General features: G+C 71.6%; 17 protein-coding genes. 12 read left to right on the forward strand and 5 right to left on the reverse strand.

Annotated features, from left to right (window positions below; all coding sequences use genetic code 11):
* Positions 1-163: 163 nt before the first annotated feature.
* Positions 164-1,753 carry a phosphoglycerate dehydrogenase gene (serA, locus tag ABTX60_RS11275; RefSeq protein WP_352096835.1) on the forward strand — a complete coding sequence of 530 codons (1,590 nt, stop codon included), beginning with the start codon at positions 164-166 and terminating at the stop codon, positions 1,751-1,753.
* 52 nt (positions 1,754-1,805) lie between these two features.
* Here serA and ABTX60_RS11280 read toward each other — a convergent pair whose 3' ends face one another.
* The gene (locus tag ABTX60_RS11280; RefSeq protein ID WP_352096836.1) at positions 1,806-3,347 is read right to left on the reverse strand and encodes an MFS transporter; all 1,542 of its coding nucleotides are present in this window, start codon (positions 3,345-3,347) and stop codon (positions 1,806-1,808) included.
* A gap of 86 nt (positions 3,348-3,433) precedes the next feature.
* Between ABTX60_RS11280 and ABTX60_RS11285 the strand changes: the two genes are divergently transcribed.
* Positions 3,434-4,012 carry a TetR/AcrR family transcriptional regulator gene (locus ABTX60_RS11285; RefSeq protein ID WP_352096837.1) on the forward strand — a complete coding sequence of 193 codons (579 nt, stop codon included), beginning with the start codon at positions 3,434-3,436 and terminating at the stop codon, positions 4,010-4,012.
* A 4-nt stretch (positions 4,013-4,016) separates the two neighbouring features.
* Here ABTX60_RS11285 and ABTX60_RS11290 read toward each other — a convergent pair whose 3' ends face one another.
* Complete coding sequence (locus tag ABTX60_RS11290) at positions 4,017-4,667, reverse strand: HAD family hydrolase (RefSeq protein ID WP_352096838.1); 651 nt, start codon at positions 4,665-4,667, stop codon at positions 4,017-4,019.
* 13 nt (positions 4,668-4,680) lie between these two features.
* The gene (locus tag ABTX60_RS11295; RefSeq protein WP_502992308.1) at positions 4,681-6,084 is read right to left on the reverse strand and encodes a PucR family transcriptional regulator; all 1,404 of its coding nucleotides are present in this window, start codon (positions 6,082-6,084) and stop codon (positions 4,681-4,683) included.
* Between the two features lie 150 nt (positions 6,085-6,234).
* Between ABTX60_RS11295 and ABTX60_RS11300 the strand changes: the two genes are divergently transcribed.
* The 5 genes from ABTX60_RS11300 (at position 6,235) to ABTX60_RS11320 (ending at position 10,767) form a co-directional block, all read left to right on the forward strand.
* Positions 6,235-7,161: a proline dehydrogenase family protein gene (locus ABTX60_RS11300; RefSeq protein ID WP_352096840.1), complete on the forward strand. Its 927-nt coding sequence runs from the start codon at positions 6,235-6,237 to the stop codon at positions 7,159-7,161.
* Between the two features lie 72 nt (positions 7,162-7,233).
* Positions 7,234-8,865, forward strand: a complete 1,632-nt coding sequence (gene pruA / locus ABTX60_RS11305) for an L-glutamate gamma-semialdehyde dehydrogenase (protein WP_352096841.1) — start codon at positions 7,234-7,236, stop codon at positions 8,863-8,865.
* A 73-nt stretch (positions 8,866-8,938) separates the two neighbouring features.
* A complete protein-coding gene (locus tag ABTX60_RS11310; protein ID WP_352096842.1) occupies positions 8,939-9,805 on the forward strand; it encodes an alpha/beta fold hydrolase in 867 nt (288 codons plus the stop codon).
* Between the two features lie 39 nt (positions 9,806-9,844).
* A complete protein-coding gene (locus tag ABTX60_RS11315) occupies positions 9,845-10,387 on the forward strand; it encodes a GNAT family N-acetyltransferase (protein WP_352096843.1) in 543 nt (180 codons plus the stop codon).
* A 248-nt stretch (positions 10,388-10,635) separates the two neighbouring features.
* Positions 10,636-10,767 carry a hypothetical protein gene (locus tag ABTX60_RS11320; RefSeq protein WP_104781486.1) on the forward strand — a complete coding sequence of 44 codons (132 nt, stop codon included), beginning with the start codon at positions 10,636-10,638 and terminating at the stop codon, positions 10,765-10,767.
* 54 nt (positions 10,768-10,821) lie between these two features.
* Here ABTX60_RS11320 and ABTX60_RS11325 read toward each other — a convergent pair whose 3' ends face one another.
* Complete coding sequence (locus ABTX60_RS11325) at positions 10,822-12,402, reverse strand: purple acid phosphatase family protein (RefSeq protein ID WP_352096844.1); 1,581 nt, start codon at positions 12,400-12,402, stop codon at positions 10,822-10,824.
* A 155-nt stretch (positions 12,403-12,557) separates the two neighbouring features.
* Here ABTX60_RS11325 and ABTX60_RS11330 point away from each other — a divergent pair, with 155 nt between their 5' ends.
* A complete protein-coding gene (locus ABTX60_RS11330) occupies positions 12,558-13,601 on the forward strand; it encodes a 3-isopropylmalate dehydrogenase (RefSeq protein ID WP_352096845.1) in 1,044 nt (347 codons plus the stop codon).
* Between the two features lie 243 nt (positions 13,602-13,844).
* A complete protein-coding gene (locus ABTX60_RS11335) occupies positions 13,845-14,933 on the forward strand; it encodes a branched-chain amino acid aminotransferase (RefSeq protein ID WP_352096846.1) in 1,089 nt (362 codons plus the stop codon).
* A 198-nt stretch (positions 14,934-15,131) separates the two neighbouring features.
* On the opposite strand, the gene ABTX60_RS11340 is transcribed toward ABTX60_RS11335, so the two are convergent.
* Positions 15,132-16,580, reverse strand: a complete 1,449-nt coding sequence (locus ABTX60_RS11340; RefSeq protein WP_352096847.1) for a cytosine permease — start codon at positions 16,578-16,580, stop codon at positions 15,132-15,134.
* A gap of 115 nt (positions 16,581-16,695) precedes the next feature.
* Here ABTX60_RS11340 and ureA point away from each other — a divergent pair, with 115 nt between their 5' ends.
* Genes ureA through ABTX60_RS11355 form a run of 3 tightly spaced genes read left to right on the forward strand, consistent with a single transcriptional unit; the run spans position 16,696 to position 20,195 of the window.
* On the forward strand, positions 16,696-17,400 hold the full coding sequence (gene ureA / locus ABTX60_RS11345) for an urease subunit gamma (protein ID WP_352096848.1): 705 nt from the start codon (positions 16,696-16,698) through the stop codon (positions 17,398-17,400).
* Positions 17,397-19,109 carry an urease subunit alpha gene (locus ABTX60_RS11350; protein ID WP_352096849.1) on the forward strand — a complete coding sequence of 571 codons (1,713 nt, stop codon included), beginning with the start codon at positions 17,397-17,399 and terminating at the stop codon, positions 19,107-19,109. The genes ureA and ABTX60_RS11350 overlap by 4 nt, the downstream gene beginning before the upstream one ends.
* Positions 19,110-19,118: 9 nt before the next feature.
* Entirely contained in the window at positions 19,119-20,195 is a 1,077-nt protein-coding gene (locus ABTX60_RS11355; protein WP_352096850.1) for an agmatine deiminase family protein, read from the forward strand.
* The last annotated feature ends 8 nt before the right edge of the window (positions 20,196-20,203 follow it).

Here is a 20,203-nt window from a genome sequence, read left to right on the forward strand (position 1 = left end):
ATCCTTCCGCAGCGGCACAGGACGACGCCCCAGGCGCCACTAGACTGCTGCACACACCTACGCGTCAGGCCCACAGCGTCGTGCGTCTTCCGCGGCTAGCCCCCCTCCACCGCCTGCGGCCGTCGGGACGGCCGTCCGCAGCACTGGACTTGTGAGGACTCACGTGAGCTCGAAACCCGTCGTACTCATCGCTGAAGAGCTGTCGCCCGCCACCGTCGACGCCCTGGGCCCGGACTTCGAGATCCGGCACTGCAACGGCGCGGACCGGGCCGAGCTGCTCCCGGCCATCGCCGACGTGGACGCGATCCTGGTCCGTTCGGCCACCAAGGTCGACGCCGAGGCGATCGCCGCCGCGAACAAGCTGAAGGTCGTCGCACGAGCCGGCGTCGGCCTGGACAACGTGGACGTCTCCGCCGCCACCAAGGCCGGCGTGATGGTCGTCAACGCCCCCACCTCGAACATCGTGACCGCCGCCGAGCTGGCCTGCGGTCTCCTCGTCGCCACCGCCCGCCACATTCCGCAGGCCAACGCCGCGCTGAAGAACGGCGAGTGGAAGCGCAGCAAGTACACGGGCGTCGAGCTCGCCGAGAAGACCCTCGGAGTCGTCGGCCTCGGCCGTATCGGTGCGCTGGTCGCCCAGCGCATGTCCGGGTTCGGCATGAAGGTCGTCGCCTACGACCCCTACATCCAGCCCGCCCGCGCCGCCCAGATGGGCGTGAAGGTGCTGTCGCTGGACGAGCTGCTCGAGGTCTCCGACTTCATCACCGTGCACCTCCCCAAGACCCCCGAGACCGTCGGCCTCATCGGCGACGAGGCGCTGCGCAAGGTCAAGCCGAGCGTGCGCATCGTCAACGCCGCGCGCGGGGGGATCGTCGACGAGGAGGCCCTGTACTCCGCCCTCAAGGAGGGCCGGGTCGCCGGTGCCGGCCTCGACGTGTACGCGAAGGAGCCCTGCACGGACTCCCCGCTGTTCGAGTTCGACCAGGTCGTCTGCACCCCGCACCTCGGTGCCTCCACCGACGAGGCGCAGGAGAAGGCCGGTATCGCCGTGGCCCGCTCGGTGCGCCTCGCCCTCGCCGGTGAGCTCGTGCCGGACGCGGTGAACGTGCAGGGCGGTGTCATCGCCGAGGACGTCAAGCCGGGTCTGCCGCTCGCCGAGCGCCTGGGCCGGATCTTCACCGCCCTCGCCGGTGAGGTCGCCGTCCGCCTCGATGTCGAGGTCTACGGCGAGATCACCCAGCACGACGTGAAGGTGCTGGAGCTGTCCGCGCTCAAGGGCGTCTTCGAGGATGTCGTCGACGAGACGGTCTCCTACGTCAACGCCCCGCTGTTCGCGCAGGAGCGCGGCGTCGAGGTGCGCCTCACCACCAGCTCCGAGGCGACCGAGCACCGCAACGTCGTCACGGTGCGCGGCACCCTCGCCGACGGTGAGGAGGTGTCGGTGTCCGGCACGCTGGCCGGTCCCAAGCACCTCCAGAAGATCGTCGCGGTCGGTGACTACGACGTGGACCTCGCGCTCGCCGACCACATGCTGGTCCTGAAGTACGAGGACCGCCCCGGCATCGTCGGCACGGTCGGCCGCATCCTCGGTGAGGCGGGCCTGAACATCGCCGGCATGCAGGTGTCGCGTTCGGTGGCCGGCGGCGAGGCGCTGGCGGTCCTGACCGTGGACGACACGGTGACCGCGAACGTTCTGGCCGAGGTGGCCGCGGAGATCGGGGCGACCTCGGCCCGCTCCGTGAACCTGGCCTGACCTTCCCAGGGCCTGCGCCCCGGACGCCCGTTCGTCCTGAACGGGCCCGCTCTCAGACGCCGGACGGGCTGAGCCGATCAGCCTGTCCGGCGTTTTTCCGTACCCCCACCCGCCGCAGGGTCAGCAGCGCCGCTGCCGCCGCACCGGCCAGCAGCACCGCGCCCGTGACGGCCGCCGCGTGCATGCCGCTGGTGAAGGCCTCGCGCGCCGCCGTCGCCAGGGCGTCCCCAGCGCGCCCCGGGAGCCGGTCGGCCACGGCCAGAGCGCCGCCCAGCGTCTCGCGTGCCGCTGTGGGTGCCGAGGCCGGGATCTCGTGCCGGAAGACGGCCGTGCCGATGGAGCCGAGGAACGCCATGCTCAGCGCGCCGCCGAACTCCGTGCCCGTCTCCAGCAGGGACGACGCGGCGCCTGCCTTCTCCACGGGAGCGGCGCTCAGGGCCAGGTCCGCCACCTGCGACATGACGGCCACGATGCCGCAGGCCAGGACGGCGCACGCGGCCAGCAGCAGCCAGAGGGAGTCCGTACCGGCGAGGGCCAGCATCACGTAGCCGCACGCGGCGACCGCGAAACCCGCGCCGACGACGTGCGCCCGGGGAACGCCCCGCTGCACGAGCTGTGCGGAGACCGGGGCCGCGAGCCCGATGGGCACCGACGGCAGCAGGCTCCACAGGGCCGCTTCGAGGGGGCCCTTGTCCAGGACCGACTGGATGTACTGGGTCGTGAAGTACGCCGAGCCCATCATGCCGAAGGCGGCGGCGAGGTTGAGGACGACGGCCGGGCTGAAGCCGCGGGCCCGGAACAGGTCGGGGGAGATCAGCGGGGAGGCCGCCGTACGCTGGCGGTGGACGAACAGCGCGGCGAAGAGCAGCCCGATGGTCACCGACATCACGTACCGCACGTTCCAGCCCTGTGAGGCGAGTTCCTTCAGTCCGTAGATCACGGGGAGCACCGCCGCCATCGACAGTGGGACGCTCAGCAGGTCGAAGCGGCCGGGATTGGGCGTGCGCGACTCGGGCAGCAGGACGGGGCCGAGGACCAGGAGCAGCAGCATCGCGGGCAGGTTGACCAGGAAGACCGAGCCCCACCAGAAGTGCTCGACGAGCACCCCGCTCATCACCGAGCCGAGCGCGATGCCGGCCGTCATCACCCCCGACCACACACCGATCGCCTTGGTCCGCTGTGCGGGGTCGCTGAACATCGTGCGCACGATCGCCATCGTGGACGGCATCAGCGTCGCGCCGCCGATGCCGAGGACCGCGCGGGCGGCGATCAACGTCTCGGCACTGTTCGCGTAGGCCGCGACCAGCGAGGCCGTGCCGAAGGCGGCGGCGCCGATCAGCAGGAGCCGGCGGCGGCCGATGCGGTCGCCGAGAGAGCCCATCGTCATCAGCAGCCCGGCCAGTACGAAGCCGTAGATGTCGAAGATCCACAGTTGCTGGGTGGCGCTCGGCTCCAGGTCGGCGCTGATCGCGGGGATCGCGAAGTAGAGGACGGACACGTCCATCGAGACCAGCAGCAGCGGGAGCATCAGCACGCCGAGGGCCGTCCATTCGCGGCGGCCGGCGAGGGCGGGAGGGGGCGGTTTCGTCGTCATGAGCAGGACTGTACGAGCGTATTAAACGCTTGTCTAGTACGGCTGTTTAATACGCACGTCTGGATCTCGGGATAGGGTGGCGGGCCATGGGACACCGTGAGGATCTGCTGGAGGGCGCCAAGCGCTGCCTGCTGGCGAAGGGCTTCCTGCGCACCACCGCGCGCGACATCGTCAAGGAGTCGGGGACCAACCTGGCCTCGATCGGCTACCACTACGGCTCGAAGGACGCGCTGCTGGCCCAGGCGTACGTCGAGATGGTGGAGGGCATGTCCGACGCCTTCGAGGGCGGCGGTGAGCTGCGGGGCGAGCCGGGGTCACTCGAGCGCTTCACCGACGTGTGGGCGAACATCATCGCGACCATGCGGGAGCCCGGCTCGATGTGGCGGCTCAGCATGGAGATCGTGGCCATGGGGGATCAGCTGCCGGAGGTGCGGGAGCATCTCGCGCGGGCCCAGCGCGAGGGTGCGCGGGGCATCCTGCCCCTCTTCCTCGGCGGGCACGAGGCGGACGTGACGGACGAGCAGGTGGACACCCTCGGGTACTTCTACCTGACCCTCATGATGGGCCTGATGGCGCAGTGGACCTTCGACCCGGAGCACGCTCCGGAGGCCGAGCAGCTCGCAGCGGGGCTCCGCCGGGTGATCGAGGCGGCCGCGGGGAAGTGACGCCTCACCCGGGTGCGCCGACGACCGAGTCGATGGCGGACTCGGTGTCCGGGGCGGTCCGGGTGGGGGTGAGTGCCGTCTCGGTCCAGGAGCGGCCCGCCGACACCCAGACGCTGCGCGCGCCGATGCCGGCCGCGCCGGCGATGTCGGCGTGCGGGGAGTCGCCGATCACCCAGGCGCCGTCGAGCGTGGCGCCGACGGCGGCGGCAGCGGCGCGGAAGATCTCCGGCGCCGGCTTCTTGTGGCCGACGGCCTCGGAGACGGCCCAGCCGTGGGTCAGCGCGTCGAGGCCGGTGGTGCGGATCTTCCTCTCCTGCTGGGAGGTGCGGCCGTTGGTGACGATGGCGAGGGTCCAGCCGGCGGCGGTGGCCTTCTCGAGCGCTGTGCGGACGGGCGCGGACAGCACGACACGGTCGGCCGCGCCCCGGTCGAGCAGGGAGCGGACGGCGTCCCGGGGGACGCGGTCGCCGTACCGGCCGTGCATCGCCCGGGCGACCTCCGGGCGTGGCGTGTACCCGCTGGCGTCGACGGTCATGAGCCAGTCGATGTCGTCCTCGGGCAGCCCGTGCTCGGCCAGGAAGTCCAGCAGCGTGGCGCGGTAGGCGGCGTCCCGGTCGATCAGGGTGTTGTCGAGGTCGAGCAGCAGCAGGGGCATGAACGGGCCGTCCTCACAGTCGGTGTGCCTTGAGGGCCATGTGCAGCAGCAGACGGTCCTCGCCGTCGTCGAGGTCGAGGCCGGTGAGCTTCTCGATCCGGGACAGGCGGTAGTACAGGGTCTGGCGGTGGATGCCCAGCTCGGCGGCGGCCCGGGCGGCCTGGCCGGCGCAGTCGAGGTAGACCTCGGCGGTCCGGGCGAGTTCCTGGTGGACCGGGGCGAGCAGGGTGCGGGCGACGGGGTCGTGAGCGACCTCCGGGGGCAGGGCCGTGAGCAGCCGGAACGGCCCGATCGACGCCCACTGCGCGACCGGCCCGAAGCGTGCCTCGGCCAGCGCCGCCCGGGCGGCCGCCGACGCCTCCCGCCAGGCGGTCGCCGACTCGGCGAGGCCGGAGCGGGGGGTGGCGATTCCGGCGGCTGCCGGGGCCGGGCCGCTGCCGGTGGTCCCGCCGCCCGTAAGGGCGCTGCCGCGCGTCCCGCCGGCCTTGGGGCTGGTGCCGCTGGTCCCGCCGGCCTTGGGGCTGCTGCCGCTGGTCCCGCCGCTCTTGGGGGCGCTGCCGGTGGTCCCGCCTCCCTTCGGGCCGCTGCCGCTCGACCCGCCGCCCTCAGGCCCGCTTCCCCCGCGTGCCCGCTCCAGCAGCCGCCCCGCCGCCGTCGTCGCCGGTGTCAGGACATCCGAGGAGCGCAGGCGGATCAGTACCGCCAGACACTGGGTCGTCGTCCCCCACGGCAGGGTGCACAGCGCCGTCGCGCCCGGGACCGCGCGCACCGACGGAGCGTCGTCCGGGTCGGCCGAGGGCCAGGGGGCGACGCATATCAGTGCGTGGAGGCCGTCGGCGCGGGGGCCGAGGGCCGTGCGGAGCTCGGCGACGGCCATGTCGCCCTGCCAGCCGGGCTCGGCGGTGAGGACGGCCCGGAGCTCGCGGCTGAGGTCCGCGCCGTGCTGTGCCTCGTCCGCGAGCAGGGCACCGATGCGGGCCGTGACCCGCATGGCGGCGGAGAGCTGGCGCTCGCTCGGGCCGGGGTCGTCGTCCAGGAGCCAGACGTAGCCGTGCACCACGCCCCGGTGGCGGACGGGGAGGCAGATCCGGCCCCGGTAGACCCCGGCCTCCGGAGTCGGAGGGATCCGGACCGGGGCCGTCGCCCGGGTGATGCCGAAGCCCTCGAACCAGGCCCGGACCGCCGCCGTCGAACGGCGGGTGAGGATCGAGCGGGTGCGCACCGGGTCCAGGGCCGACGGATCGAGGTCGCCCTCACTGTCGTAGGCCCCGAAGGCGATCAGCTCGAAGTCCCGGTTCTCCAGGGTCGCGGGTGCGCCGAGCAGCTCCGAGATCTCGTCGACCAGCTCCTCGTAGTCGCCCCTGTGTTCCGACGTCACCCGGGCATTGTCGCGCACTTCCCGGACCCCTTCATACATCTGTCTGAGATCTGCGGCACGGATGCGTGACAGCTGTCGATGGCCCACGATCGGAGGGATCCTTAGGTTTCACGGTGGTTCTCCGTGCCGTACCCGACGCGTCGTCCGCGAGGGGTCGGCCTTCACGTTGCTGGTGCTTGGAGGTGCCCCGTGCTGGGTCCCGTGATTCTCGCCGCGTCTCGCAGCGACCGGATGCGACGCCTGATCTCGGCGGCCCCGGTGACCAAGCAGGTCGTCGACCGCTTCATCCCGGGCGAGGACGTCGACGACATCGTCCCCGTCGTCCGGAGCCTGACCGAGCAGGGGCTGGAGCTGACGATGGACGTCGTCGGCGAGGACATCACCAACCCCGCGCAGGCCGCCGCCGCCCGGGACGCCTACCTGGAGCTCGTCGACCGCCTCAAGCCGCTGGAGCTCGGTACCCGCGCCGAGATGTCGGTGAAGCTGTCGATGTTCGGTCAGGCGCTGGAGGGCGGCCACGAGCTGGCCCTGAGCAACGTCCGCCCGGTCGTCGAGGCCGCCGCCGAGATCGGCACCACGGTCACCCTCGACGCCGAGGACCACACCACCCTCGACTCGATGTTCGCCATCCACGAGGAGCTGCGGAAGGACTTCCCGCAGACCGGCTGCGTCATCCAGGCCTATCTGTTCCGCACGGAGGCCGACGCCCGCCGCCTCGCGGAGAGCGGCAGCCGGGTCCGCCTGGTCAAGGGCGCGTACAAGGAGCCCGCCTCGGTCGCGTACCAGGACAAACACGAGATCGACCGGGCATATGTTCGTATTCTGCGCACGTTGATGCAGGGGGAGGGGTACCCGATGATCGGGTCCCACGACCCGCGACTGATCGCGATCGGCCAGGAACTCGCCCACCAGGCCGGGCGAAAGCCCGACGCGTACGAGTTCCAGATGCTCTACGGCATCCGCACCGAGGAGCACCTGCGGCTGGCCGCCGAGGGCCACCGGATGCGCGTCTACACCGCCTACGGCACCGACTGGTACGGCTACTTCATGCGCCGTCTCGCGGAGAAGCCGGCCAACCTGCGCTTCTTCGCCCGTTCGATGCTCACCAAGGGCTGACAGCCCGACCAGGGCCCAGAGCCCGTCAAGGGCCGAGACCGAAACACCGCTCAGTAAGGAGTTACGGACAACATGGACGCTGTGACCCAGGTCCCCACCCCCGTCAACGAGCCGGTGCACGGCTACGCCCCCGGCTCGCCCGAGCGGGCTCGGCTGGAGGCCCGGCTGAAGGAGCTGGCCGACAACCCCGTCGACCTGCCCTGCACCATCGGCGGCGAGAAGCGGATGGGCGGCGGCGAGGCCTTCAAGGTCGTCCAGCCGCACAACCACCAGGCCGTGCTCGGCACGTACCGCAACGCCACGCAGGCGGACGCCCAGGACGCCATCGACGCGGCCCTGGCCGCCGCGCCCGCCTGGCGCGCGATGTCCTTCGACGACCGTGCGGCGATCATCCTGCGCGCCGCCGAGCTGCTGTCCGGGCCGTGGCGCGAGACGCTCGCCGCCTCCACCATGCTCGGCCAGTCCAAGACCGCCCAGCAGGCCGAGATCGACACGCCCTGCGAGCTGATCGACTTCTGGCGCTTCAACGTCTCCTACGCCCGCAAACTCCTCGCCGAGCAGCCCCCGGCCAACTCCCCGGGCGTGTGGAACCGTCTGGACCACCGCCCGCTCGAGGGCTTCGTCTACGCGATCACGCCCTTCAACTTCACCGCCATCGCGGGCAACCTGCCGACGGCCCCCGCCCTGATGGGCAACGTCGTCGTCTGGAAGCCGTCCCCGACACAGACGCACGCCGCCGTACTGCTCATGCAGCTGCTGGAGGAAGCCGGCCTGCCGAAGGGCGTCATCAACCTCGTCACCGGCGACGGCATCGAGGTCTCCAAGGTCGCCCTGGAGCACCGCGACCTCGCCGGCATCCACTTCACCGGCTCGACGCCCACTTTCCAGTACCTGTGGAAGACGGTCGGCGCGAACATCGAGAAGTACCGCACCTACCCGCGCCTGGTCGGCGAGACCGGCGGCAAGGACTTCCTCGTCGCCCACCCGTCGGCCGACCCGGCGATCCTGAAGACGGCGTTCACCCGGGGTGCCTTCGAGTTCCAGGGCCAGAAGTGCAGCGCGACCTCGCGGGCGTACATCCCCGCCTCGATCTGGAACTCCGGTTTCAAGGAGGAGCTCGCCGCCGAGGTCGACGGCATCAAGATGGGCGACGTCACCGACCTGTCGAACTTCATCGGCGCCGTCATCGACGAGCGTGCCTTCGCCAAGAACAAGGCCGCCATCGACCGCGCCAAGGAGGACCCCACCTGCACGATCGTCGCGGGCGGCACCTACGACGACTCGGTGGGCTACTTCGTCCGCCCGACCGTCATCGAGTGCACCGACCCGGAGAACGAGGTCTTCCGCACCGAGTACTTCGGCCCGATCATCGCCGTGCACGTCTACGAGGACGACACGTACGACGAGATGCTGACCCAGATGGAGTCCGTCTCCGACTACGCCCTGACCGGCTCGGTCATCGCGAACGACCGCGCGGCCGCGGCCTACACGGCCGACAAGCTCCGCTACGCGGCCGGCAACTTCTACATCAACGACAAGTCGACCGGCGCCGTCGTCGGCCAGCAGCCCTTCGGGGGCGGCCGCGCCTCCGGCACCAACGACAAGGCCGGCGCCCCGCAGAACCTGATGCGCTGGACCCTGACCCGCGCCATCAAGGAGACCCTGGTCCCGCCGACCGACTACACGTACCCGCACATGGGCTGACACCCCGGGTGAACCGACGGGCCAGGTCGAAAAGACCTGGCCCGTCGGCATGTGCGGCGGAAACACTGGCGCCATGGCGAAGACGGAGACGGTGACCGCCGACGACGGTGCACGACTGTGGGCCCAGCGCTCGGGCCGGGGCCCCACGCCCCTGGTGCTGTGCCACGGTGGTCCCGGACTGTGGGACATGTTCGACGACGTCGCCGGCCTGCTCGGCGACCTCGCCACGGTGATCCGCTGGGACCAGCGCGGCTGCGGGCGCTCACAGCCCTGCGACGGGCCGTGGACCGTGGAACGCTTCGTGGCCGATCTCGACGCCGTACGACGGCACTTCGGGCTGGACCGCATGACACTGCTGGGCCACTCCTGGGGCGCCCAACTGGCGCTGCACTACGCACTGGCGCACCCGGACCGGGTCGGCACGCTGGTCTACGTCAGCGGTACGGGCATCGGCCCGGACGCCGATTGGCACGGCGCGTACAAGGAGAACCAGCGGGCCCGGCTCGGAGAGCGGCCCGAACGTCTGGCCCGCTGGCGGGAGCTGACGGACATGCCGGGGCGCGACGAGGCCCAGGAGCGGGAATGGGCGGTCCTCCACTGGTCGGCCGAGTTCCCTGACAGCGACCGGGCGACGGAGCACGCCGAGCGGATGGCCGAGCCCTGGCTCGGGATCAACTCCGCGTGCAACAAGCGGCTGAACGCCGCGGCGAGGAGCGTCTGCGGCACTCCCGGCCTGTACACCGCCTGCGCGGCCCTGGAGGTGCCCGTGCTCATCGTCGACGGGGCCGAGGACATCCGGCCGCGCTCGGCGGTGGACTCGCTGGAGCAGGCCCTGCCGCACGTGACGCGGGCGACGTTCCCGAAGGCCGGTCACCTGCCGTGGGTGGAGGACCCGGGGGCCTTTCGGGAGGTGATGGCAGCGGGCCTCGGGGCCGGATAACCGGTCGAGAGTAATCCGGTCTCTTCACATACTGGGCCGATGAGCATCCGAGTGCGCACCGCCCACACCGCCGATCTGACCCCCGCCGCACTCGACTCCGTGCGCGGCCTCCTGGACGCCGCGTTCGCGGGGGACTTCGGTGACGAGGACTGGGATCACGGTCTCGGCGGCGTGCATGCCCTCGTGCACGACGACTCCGGGCTCGCCGCGCACGGGGCGGTCGTGATGCGCCGGGTGCGGCACGGCGGGCGGTGGCTGCGGGCCGGGTACGTCGAGAACGTCGCCGTGCGTGCCGACGCCCGTCGCGGCGGCCTCGGCGGGCGGGTCATGGCGGAGCTGGAACGCGTCGTCGACCGTGCCTACGACTTCGGCGCCCTCTCCGCCAGCGACGAGGGCGCCCGCCTCTACACATCCCGGGGCTGGCGGCTCTGGGACGGTCAGGTGCACGCCCTCAGCCCGCTGCACGGCATCGTCCGCCTGCCGGAGGAAGAGGACAGCACGTACGTGCGGCCCGCCCTCGCCGGTCCGCTCGACCCCGCGTACGAGCTGGTCTTCGACTGGCGCGACGGTGATGTGCTCTGACGATCACCGCAGGTCAGGGGGGTGTGACCCAGTCCACCGTCTCAGATAGTAGGAAGTCCGAGTAATTGTGGAGACAGACGCTCCGCGCTCCCTTAGCTTTGTAGGAGCCGAACGTCTCGCTCGACCAAGCGAATGGCGGTCGTGAGCCGGGCCCCGTGCAGGCAATCCCTGCGGCACCGCTCCCCGCCCCTTCCGGCGTCTCGTAACCCTCCCTGTGCACTCCGTGCTGTCGAAGGAGTCGATTCCCCATGGCCGAGACGACCGTCCGCCGCCGAGTCCGTCACGTTTCCCGTACGACCGAGTCCGACCGGAAGAACGCCGCCGCCGCGCTCCAGCGCGCCCTCGACCGCAGGGACAACGGCGGATCCAGCGGCCACTGAGCCGCAGCATCACCGCAGGACCGGGAGCCGCCCGACGAGGCGCGGTGCGGGGTCTCACGCCCCGCGCCGCACCTCGAAGTGGTCGATCCGCTCACCGCTCGACGCCAGCGCCGACACCTTCAGCCTCGGCCTGACGCCGCTCTGCGCCTCCACCGAGAGGAACGAGAAACCGCGGTAGCGCACCCGTGACCACTGCGCCGACTCCGCCTTGGTGTCCCGGGACTTGGTCCACCGGAAGGTGGAGACCGGCTCGTGGTCGGCGGCGTGCCCCTCGTAGCTCTCCTTCACGCCGTCGGGGAAACCGTACAGCTCCTTGCCGCCGCCGCCCGCGGTGACGTACACGATTCCGTCCCGCCTCGGGTCCGTCGTCCCGCCGACCGGTACGGGCCTGCCCACGTCACCGCCCCGGACGGCGTCCGTCCGCTCGTAGACGTGGTTGTGCCCGTTGATCACCAGGTCCACCTCGTGCCGGGCGAACAGCGGCAGCCACTCGGCGCGCACCCCGCCGTCGGAGGCGTGCGTGGACGTCGAGTACGCGCAGTGGTGGAAGAAGACGACGATGAAGTCGACGTCCTTCGAGGAGCGCAGCTCGCCGAGCTTCGCATCCAGCCACTTCGTCTGCCGCCCCTCGGTGTAGCCGAAGTTGGCGGGGATCTCGTACGACACGTCGTTCGCGTCCAGCGCCACCACACCGACGTTGCCGTAGGTGAAGGCGTACACACCCGGTGCCCTGCGCGCGTCGAAGCCGCTGTCCGGCAGGGAGAACCGGGCGAGCTGGCCGCCGTAGCCGTCGGGTGAGTACCAGGCCTCCATGTCGTGGTTGCCGGTCGTCACCATCCACGGCACCGACCTGGCCACCGGCTCGGTCTGCTCGAGGAACCGGTCCCACTGGCTCGCGTCGAAGACGTCCGACTCCTTGCCCTTGCCGGTGGGGTCGGCGTAGCAGATGTCGCCGGCGTGCAGATGGAAGGCGGGCTCGCGGCGCAGCAGCGTACGGTCGTTGAGGGCCGCCTCGTCACCGACGCCCTGGTCGCCGAACGCGGTGAACACGAAACGCCCGGGCGGGCTCGCCGGTGCCGTGCGGAAGGACGTGACGGTCGACCGGTGCCGCGGGGAGGCCGGGTCGAAGCCCTCGTGGCCGACGCCGTAGTAGTACGTCGTGCCCGGGCGCAGCCCGTCCAGCGCGGCGTGCAGGTAGTACTGCTCGACCGCCGCCCGTACGCCCTTCAGCTCCGGGGTGTGCAGGTCGCGCAGCTCCGCCTCGATCCTGCGGCCGAGGTCGTCGGGGCGCAGGCCGACCCGCACGTACGGCTTCTTCACCGCGAGCGGCACCTGCCAGGAGATCCGCATCTGGGTCTTCGGATCGGCGCCGAAGGCCAGATGACGGCCGAAGGGTGTGATCAAGGAGCCGGGGGCCTTCGACGTGGCGGGCGACGGGCTCCCGGTCGCCGTGGCACCGGCCTGCCCGGAACGGGAGCCGGAACCGGAGCAGCCGGTCAGCAGCCCGCTCGCCACCGCGCCCGCGGTCACCAGGGTGCGCCGCCGTGACAGCCGCGCCCGCAGGTACTCGTGCTGCTCCGCCATGCTCATCCGGCGGGCGAGCTCGGGCGGGATGCCGAAGTGGGGGATCTCCATGGGAAGCGAATGTCCCAGCACAGGCCAACGGCCGCACCACATATGAGTGAACGGCACCGGACGGACGCGTGCCGTCCCCCGGGTGGGCGCCTCCCGCGGTGTCCGCATCACGGACACCGTGTGTCATCCCATGGGACGAGGAGTAGGGTGCCCGCATGTCTCGCAGCATCAGTCTCGCAGTGATCCCCGGTGACGGCATCGGCCAGGAGGTCGTGGCCGAAGGCCTGAAGGTCCTCTCCGCCGTCCTTCCGCAGGATGTGAAGCTGGAGACCGAGGAGTACGACTTCGGCGCCCGGCGCTACCACGCCACCGGTGAGACCCTCACCGACGCCGACCTCGACGCCCTGAAGCGGCACGACGCCATCCTGCTCGGCGCGATCGGCGACCCGACCGTGCCCTCCGGCGTCCTGGAGCGCGGCTTCCTGCTCAAGCTCCGCTTCGCCTTCGACCACCACGTCAACCTGCGTCCCTCGAAGCTCCTGCCGGGTGTCGCCACCCCGCTCGCGGGCGAGCCGCAGATCGACTTCGTCGTGGTCCGCGAGGGCACCGAGGGCCCGTACACCGGCAACGGCGGCACGATCCGCAAGGGCACCGAGCACGAGGTCGCCACCGAGGTGTCCGTGAACACGGCCTTCGGCGTCGAGCGCGTCGTCCGCGACGCCTTCGCCCGGGCCCAGGCCCGCCCGCGCAAGAAGCTCGCGCTGATCCACAAGAACAACGTGCTGACCTTCGCCGGCCACCTGTGGACGAACATCTTCAACAAGGTGGCCGAGGAGTTCCCCGAGGTCACCACGGAGTACATGCACGTGGACGCGGCGACGATCTACCTCGTCACGCAGCCCGAGCGCTTCGACGTGATCGTCACGGACAACCTCTTCGGCGACATCGTCACCGACCTGGCCGCGGCCGTCTCCGGCGGCATCGGCGTCGCGGCCTCCGGCAACATCAACCCCTCCGGCGAGTTCCCGTCCATGTTCGAGCCCGTGCACGGCTCGGCCCCGGACATCGCCGGGCAGGGCAAGGCCGACCCGACCGCCACCGTGCTGTCCGTCGCCCTGCTGCTGCGCCATCTCGGCTACGAGGCCGAGGCCGCCCGCATCGACGAGGCGGTCGCCGCCGACCTGTCGGAGCGCACCGGCAAGCCCGCCCGCTCCACCTCGGAGATCGGCGACGCGCTCGCCGTACGCGTAGCCGGCTGACCCGCCGCTGCTTTCACGCAGGCCGCCGGGTCGCATCCGCGCCCGGCGGCTTTCGCATGTTCCCGCCGGGTGCCACCATCGACCACCGGGCCGCAGTCACCCCGTTCCTTCCGCCGCCGCCCCCGGGCGATAATCGAACGCGAGGCCGCGAAATGAGGGAATGCTCGGACGTCCTAGCACTGGTCACCATCAGAGCAGTACCGAGCGCGGCCCGTCACTACAACCGGTGAAGGACATCAACCCATGACGACGCCCACGATCGAGCTCAAGCCATCCGCCAATCCGCTCTCCGCCGCCGAGCGCGAGCAGATCCTGGCCAACCCCGGGTTCGGCCGCCACTTCACCGACCACATGGTGACGATCAAGTGGACGGAAGGCCGCGGCTGGCACGACGGTCAGCTCGTGCCGTACGCGCCGATCTCCCTCGACCCCGCCACCACGGTCCTGCACTACGCACAGGAGATCTTCGAGGGCCTGAAGGCCTACCGGCAGCCCGACGGGTCCGTCGCCACCTTCCGCCCCGAGAAGAACGCCGAGCGGTTCCAGCGCTCGGCCCGCCGGCTGGCGATGCCCGAGCTGCCCGTCGAGACGTTCATCGAGGCGTGTGACGTCCTGGTGCAGCAGGACAAGGCGTGGGTGCCGGCGCACGGCGGCGAGGAGTCCCTCTACCTGCGCCCCTTCATGATCGCCACCGAGGTCGGGCTGGGTGTGAAGCCGGCCAACGAGTACCTGTTCCTGGTGATCGCCTCCCCGGCCGGGGCGTACTTCCCCGGTGGGGTGAAGCCCGTGTCCATCTGGGTCTCCGAGGACCGCGTCCGCGCCGTCCCCGGCGGCATGGGCGACGCGAAGACGGGCGGCAACTACGCGGCGTCCCTGCTGGCGCAGGCCGAGGCCGCGACGAAGGGCTGCGACCAGGTCTGCTACCTCGACGCCGTGGAGCACACCTGGGTCGAGGAGCTGGGCGGCATGAACCTGTACTTCGTGTACGGCGACAAGATCGTCACGCCGTCCCTCACCGGGTCGATCCTGGAGGGCGTCACCCGGGACTCCCTGCTCGCCGTCGCCCGTGACCTCGGGTACGAGTCCGAGGAGGGCCGGGTCTCGGTCGACCAGTGGCAGCGGGACTCGGAGAACGGGTCGCTGACGGAGGTCTTCGCCTGCGGTACGGCCGCGGTGATCACTCCGGTCGGTACGGTCAAGCGCTCCGGGGCGGAGTGGAAGCAGAGCGGGGGAGAGCCGGGCGAGGTCACGCTGCGGCTGCGCCAGGCGCTGCTTGATATCCAGCGGGGTACGGCCTCGGACGCGCACGGTTGGATGCACCGCCTGGGCTGAATCGCCCTGGCTACCGGGGGCTCCGCCCCCGGACCCCCGGCCTGCGCCCACCCACCACCCGAATCGGTCGGACAGGCAGCCGGGCCCTTGCCCGCGTCGAACGGTTGAGCCGAGTCGGTCGGGCACGGAGCCGGACCTTGCCCGCGTCGACGCTGGTCGGCAGTAAGCCGGGCTCCTGCCCGCGTCCACTCGCGGCCGTCAGGAAGCTTGGCTCGAATCGATCGGGCGAGAAGCGGGCATCGCCTGGTCGGCCCTGGGCTCCTCTGCGGGCGAGCCCGGGGCCGACAGCGCGTACGCCACTCCTCCCACCACCCCCGACAGCAGGAAACTGCAGTCCACCCCGCCCGTCAGGGACAGCAGCGGCCCCTCGTACGACGGCAGGGACACCGCCAGGACGCCCACCGTCGCTCCGGCCGCCCAGGAGAGGGCCGCCGGGACGTTCCAGCCGGCGCGGTACCAGTACCGACCGCCACGGGCGCGGCGGTTGAAGACCTGGAGGGCGTCCGCGTCGTAGACCCCGCCGCAGCGGGCGAAGCCGATGAGGGTGATGACCGCCCAGGGCGTGCCGATGGCGGTCAGGAGGAGCACGAAGGACGTCATCGCGTCCTGGGCGGACGAGTAGTAGTGCCCGGCGAAGACGCAGGCCGTGGCGACGGCCGCCACCACGTACGTCGCCCGGGCCCGCGACGCGCGCGGCAGGATCGCGTCCAGGTCGAGGCCCATCGAGTACAGCATCAGCCCCGCGTTGCCGACCGAGCCGGCCGAGGCCGCGAGGAGCAGCGGGACGAGGTACCAGGACGGAGCCGCGTCGACCAGCGGGCCGGCGTAGTCGAGGGCCGCCCCGGCCGCGTACGCCGTGAACGTGCCGAACAGCTGCGGCACCAGCAGGCCCAGCAGCAGCCCGAGCCAGGTCGCGTGCAGCACCCGGCGGGAGGAGTGGCGGGCCGGGGAGATGTAGCGGGTGTAGTCGCCGAGCAGCGTGATGAACGCGACCGGCCCGGACAGCCCGGCGGCCACGGCAGCGAGCAGCCAGGTCGCCCAGAAGCCGCCCAGGAGATAGCCGCCGGCCTCCGGCAGCGCGGCGGCGGTGAAGCCGGGGGCGTAGGCGATCACGCCGAGCGCCAGCAGGGCCGTCATGCCGAAGGCCAGCACCCGTGACATCGCCAGCAGCACCCGGTAGCCGTAGACGGCGCCCGCGACGGTGGCCGCGGCGAGCAGCCCGTAGACCACGCCGTACGAGATCCCGCCCTGCGGCAGTCCGGCCAGCCGGCCCAGGACGCTCACCATCACGTCCCCGCCGATCCACACGGTCAGGGCCGTGTAGCCGAGGGCCAGCAGCAGCCCGACCACCGAGCCGACCAGCCGCCCGCGGACCCCGAACTGGGCGCCGGAGGAGGTCGACAGGTTGGTTCCGGTACGCAGTGAGACCAGTGCCAGCGGGGCCGTGAACAGGACACCCACCACGGTGCCCGCGAGCACCGCGCTGACCGAGGACCACCAGTCCAGGCCGAAGGACGGCGGCAGCCAGCCGAAGACGATCACGCCCAGGCAGAGGTTCGACCCGAGCAGGATCGAGACGAGGTCCCGCGGCCCGCTGGTGCGTTCCTCCTCGGGAATGGTGTCGACTCCGCGCTGTTCGATCGGCATGCTGGTCTCCCTCGGTTAGAGCGACGTTCAATGTGCTGGCTTGCTCGGTCCGTCGTCAACCTTCCGGGCAAGGGGAAATTATGTTTAGAGTGATGCTCTAAATAGAGGGAGTGACATGCGGCTGACCCCGACCGAACGCGACCGGCTGCTGCTCTTCGGCGCCGCCGAGCTCGCCCGCGCCCGCAGGGCCAGGGGGCTGAGGCTCAACGTCCCCGAGGCGACCGCGCTCATCGCCGACACGGTGTGCGAGGCCGCCCGGGACGGCAGGCGGCTCGCGGAGGCCGTGGAGGCCGCCCGGTCCGTCCTCGGACCCGACGACGTGCTGCCCGGCGTCGCCGACGTGGTCACCGAGGTGCACGTCGAGGCCGTCTTCGACGACGGCTCCCGGCTCGCGGTCGTCTCCGACCCCATCGGCGGCGGCTCGGGGCCGGACGCCCCGGGCGCGCTGCTGCCCGGGCCGCAGCAGCCCGTGCCCGAGCCGGCCGAGCGGCTGGAGGTCACCAACACCGCGACCGTGCCCGTCTCGGTGACCTCCCACTTCCACTTCTTCGAGGCCAACCCCCGGCTCGACTTCGACCGCGGCCGGGCCTACGGCATGCGGCTCGCCGTGCCCGCGGGGTCGTCCGTGCGGTTCGGGCCGGGGGAGAGCGCCGAGGTCGGGCTCGTGCCGATCGGGGGCGAGCGGATCGCGATCGGGTTCGCCGGGCTCGTCGACGGGCCGCTGGACGCGCCGGGCGCGAAGGAGGAGGCGCTGCGACGGGCCGCCGCCTGCGGCTATCTCGGCGTACCGGACACAGCTGATCGGGAGGCCGGACGATGAGCCGACCAGGAGGCCACCCCGCCGAGGCCCGCCGCCTCACCCCTTACGAGTACGCCGCCACCCACGGGCCCCGCGCCGGTGACCGCATCCGTCTCGCCGACTCGGGGCTGATCGTCAAGGTCGAGTCCGACTCCCAGCTCCACGGCGACGAGTTCCTCGCCGGGTTCGGCAAGACAGCCCGCGACGGGCTGCACCTCAAGGCCGCGGCGGTCCGGCATACCTGTGACGTCGTGGTCAGCAACGTCGTGGTGATCGACGCCGTGCAGGGCGTCCGGAAGGTCTCCATCGGCATCCGCGAGGGCCGGATCTGCTCGATCGGGCGGGCCGGCAACCCCGACACCCTCGACGGGGTCGACGTCGTCGTCGGCACGGGCACCTCGATCGTCTCCGGTGAGGGCCTCATCGCCACCGCCGGAGCCGTCGACACCCACGTGCACCTGCTGTCGCCGCGCATCATGGAGGCCTCGCTCGCCTCCGGCGTGACCACGGTCATCGGGCAGGAGTTCGGGCCCGTTTGGGGTGTCGGCGTCAACTCGCCCTGGGCGCTGCGGCACGCGTTCAACGCGTTCGACGCCTGGCCGGTCAACATCGGTTTCCTGGGCCGGGGTTCCTCGTCCCACGAGGCGCCCCTGATCGAGGCCCTCGCAGAGGGCGGTGCCTCCGGGTTCAAGGTGCACGAGGACATGGGCGCCCACACCCGCGCCCTGGACACCGCCCTGCGCGTCGCCGAGGAGCACGACGTCCAGGTCGCCCTGCACAGCGACGGGCTGAACGAGTGCCTGTCGGTGGAGGACACCCTGCGCGTGCTGGAGGGCCGGACCATCCACGCCTTCCACATCGAGGGCTGCGGCGGCGGGCACGTCCCCAACGTCCTGAAGATGGCGGGCGTGCCGAACGTCATCGGCTCCTCCACCAACCCGACCCTGCCCTTCGGCCGGGACGCCGTCGCCGAGCACTACGGCATGATCGTCTCGGTCCACGACCTCAAGACCGACCTGCCCGGCGACGCCGCCATGGCCCGGGACCGCATCCGGTCCGGAACCATGGGCGCCGAGGACGTCCTGCACGACCTGGGCGCGATCGGCATCACCTCTTCGGACGCCCAGGGCATGGGGCGCGCGGGTGAGACCGTCCGCCGCACCTTCGCCATGGCCGGGAAGATGAAGGCCGAGTCCGGCGCTCCGGACGAAGGCCACGACAACGAGCGCGTCCTGCGCTACATGGCCAAGCTGACCATCAACCCGGCCCTCGCGCACGGGCTTTCCCACGAGGTCGGGTCCATCGAGACCGGCAAGCTCGCCGACATCGTGCTGTGGCGGCCCGAGTACTTCGGCGCCAAGCCGCAACTGGTACTGAAGGCCGGCTTCCCCGCGTACGGCGTGGTGGGCGACCCCAACGCGGCGACCGACACCTGCGAACCCCTCGTCCTCGGGTCGCAGTTCGGCGCACACGGGGCGACTCCGGCCGACATCTCGGTGGCGTTCGTCGCGCGGGCCGCGCTCGACCAGGGGAACGACACCATGCCGACCCGGCGCCGCAGGGTCGCCGTGCGGGGCACCCGCGGTATCGGCCCGGCCGACCTGCGCCTCAACTCCCGTACCGGAGCCGTCGACGTCGACCAGCGCACCGGCCTCGTCACGCTCGACGGGGAGCCGCTGCGTTCCGAACCCGCCGAGTCCGTCTCCCTCAACCGTCTCTACTTCCTCTGAGGATCAACGATGTCCGCAGCCGCCGACGGCTTCCGCATGCCCGCCGAATGGGTTCCGCACGAGCGGACCTGGATGGCCTGGCCGGGCCCGAACCAGACCTTCGACGACCCCGGGGAGCTGGACGCCGCCCGGGTCGCCTGGGCCGCGGTGGCCCGGGCCGTGCGCCGCTTCGAGCCGGTGACGGTGGTGTGCGGGCCGGGGCAGTCGGGCGAGGCGCGTGCGCTGCTGGGCGAGGGCGTCGACATGGTCGAGCGCGACCTCGACGACGCCTGGATGCGCGACATCGGCCCGACCTTCCTGACCGGCGGGAACGGCGAACTGGCCGCCGTCGACTGGACGTTCAACGGCTGGGGCGCCCAGGCGTGGGCCCGCTGGGAGCACGACGCGAAGATCGCCGCACACGTCGCCGACCTCGCCGGGGCCCGGACGTACGCCTCGACGCTCGTCAACGAGGGCGGGGCGATCCATGTCGACGGCGAGGGAACCGTCCTGCTGACCGAGACCGTCCAGCTCGGCCCGGAGCGCAACCCGGGCTGGTCCCGCGAGCAGGTCGAGGCCGAGATCCACGCCCAGCTCGGCACCCGCAGGGCCATCTGGCTGCCGCGCGGCCTGACCGGCGACTACCCTCCCCCAAGCTCTCGGCTCCGCTCGAGCAGGGGGTACCCCCACCACGGCTTCGGCACCCTCGGCCACGTCGACATCGTCGCGGCCTTCGCCCGCCCTGGCGTCGTCGTGGCCCATTCCCAGCCGGACCCGGCCCATCCCGATCATGAGGTGACCCGGGAGGTCATCGGCCTGCTGAAGTCGCAGACGGACGCGCGCGGACGGCGCCTGGAGGTGGTGGAGGTCCCCGCCCCGACCGTCCTGGAGGCCGACGGTCACTGGGCCGACTACTCGTACATCAACCACTACCTCTGCAACGGCGGCGTCGTCCTGTGCGGCTTCGACGACCCGCGCGACGAGATCGCGGCCGGCATCTTCCGCCGCCTGTTCCCCGAACGGACCGTGACACTGGTGGACGCCCGTACGATCTTCGCGGGCGGTGGCGGCATCCACTGCATCACGCAGCAGCAGCCGAAAATCTAGGAGCGCAC

It is taken from the genome of Streptomyces sp. NPDC126510 (genome assembly GCF_040302345.1).
In the GTDB taxonomy this organism is placed as follows: Bacteria; Actinomycetota; Actinomycetes; order Streptomycetales; family Streptomycetaceae; genus Streptomyces.

What these genes read in the sequence shown, in the direction of transcription:
- ABTX60_RS11280 (WP_352096836.1), bottom strand. Translation starts at nt 3,347, where the DNA reads ATGACGACGAAACCGCCCCCTCCCGCCCTCGCCGGCCGCCGCGAATGG.
- ABTX60_RS11285 (WP_352096837.1), top strand. Translation starts at nt 3,434, where the DNA reads ATGGGACACCGTGAGGATCTGCTGGAGGGCGCCAAGCGCTGCCTGCTG.
- ABTX60_RS11290 (WP_352096838.1), bottom strand. Translation starts at nt 4,667, where the DNA reads ATGCCCCTGCTGCTGCTCGACCTCGACAACACCCTGATCGACCGGGAC.
- ABTX60_RS11295 (WP_502992308.1), bottom strand. Translation starts at nt 6,084, where the DNA reads ATGTATGAAGGGGTCCGGGAAGTGCGCGACAATGCCCGGGTGACGTCG.
- pruA (WP_352096841.1), top strand. Translation starts at nt 7,234, where the DNA reads ATGGACGCTGTGACCCAGGTCCCCACCCCCGTCAACGAGCCGGTGCAC.
- ABTX60_RS11310 (WP_352096842.1), top strand. Translation starts at nt 8,939, where the DNA reads ATGGCGAAGACGGAGACGGTGACCGCCGACGACGGTGCACGACTGTGG.
- ABTX60_RS11315 (WP_352096843.1), top strand. Translation starts at nt 9,845, where the DNA reads ATGAGCATCCGAGTGCGCACCGCCCACACCGCCGATCTGACCCCCGCC.
- ABTX60_RS11320 (WP_104781486.1), top strand. Translation starts at nt 10,636, where the DNA reads ATGGCCGAGACGACCGTCCGCCGCCGAGTCCGTCACGTTTCCCGTACG.
- ABTX60_RS11325 (WP_352096844.1), bottom strand. Translation starts at nt 12,402, where the DNA reads ATGGAGATCCCCCACTTCGGCATCCCGCCCGAGCTCGCCCGCCGGATG.
- ABTX60_RS11330 (WP_352096845.1), top strand. Translation starts at nt 12,558, where the DNA reads ATGTCTCGCAGCATCAGTCTCGCAGTGATCCCCGGTGACGGCATCGGC.
- ABTX60_RS11335 (WP_352096846.1), top strand. Translation starts at nt 13,845, where the DNA reads ATGACGACGCCCACGATCGAGCTCAAGCCATCCGCCAATCCGCTCTCC.
- ABTX60_RS11340 (WP_352096847.1), bottom strand. Translation starts at nt 16,580, where the DNA reads ATGCCGATCGAACAGCGCGGAGTCGACACCATTCCCGAGGAGGAACGC.
- ureA (WP_352096848.1), top strand. Translation starts at nt 16,696, where the DNA reads ATGCGGCTGACCCCGACCGAACGCGACCGGCTGCTGCTCTTCGGCGCC.
- ABTX60_RS11350 (WP_352096849.1), top strand. Translation starts at nt 17,397, where the DNA reads ATGAGCCGACCAGGAGGCCACCCCGCCGAGGCCCGCCGCCTCACCCCT.
- ABTX60_RS11355 (WP_352096850.1), top strand. Translation starts at nt 19,119, where the DNA reads ATGTCCGCAGCCGCCGACGGCTTCCGCATGCCCGCCGAATGGGTTCCG.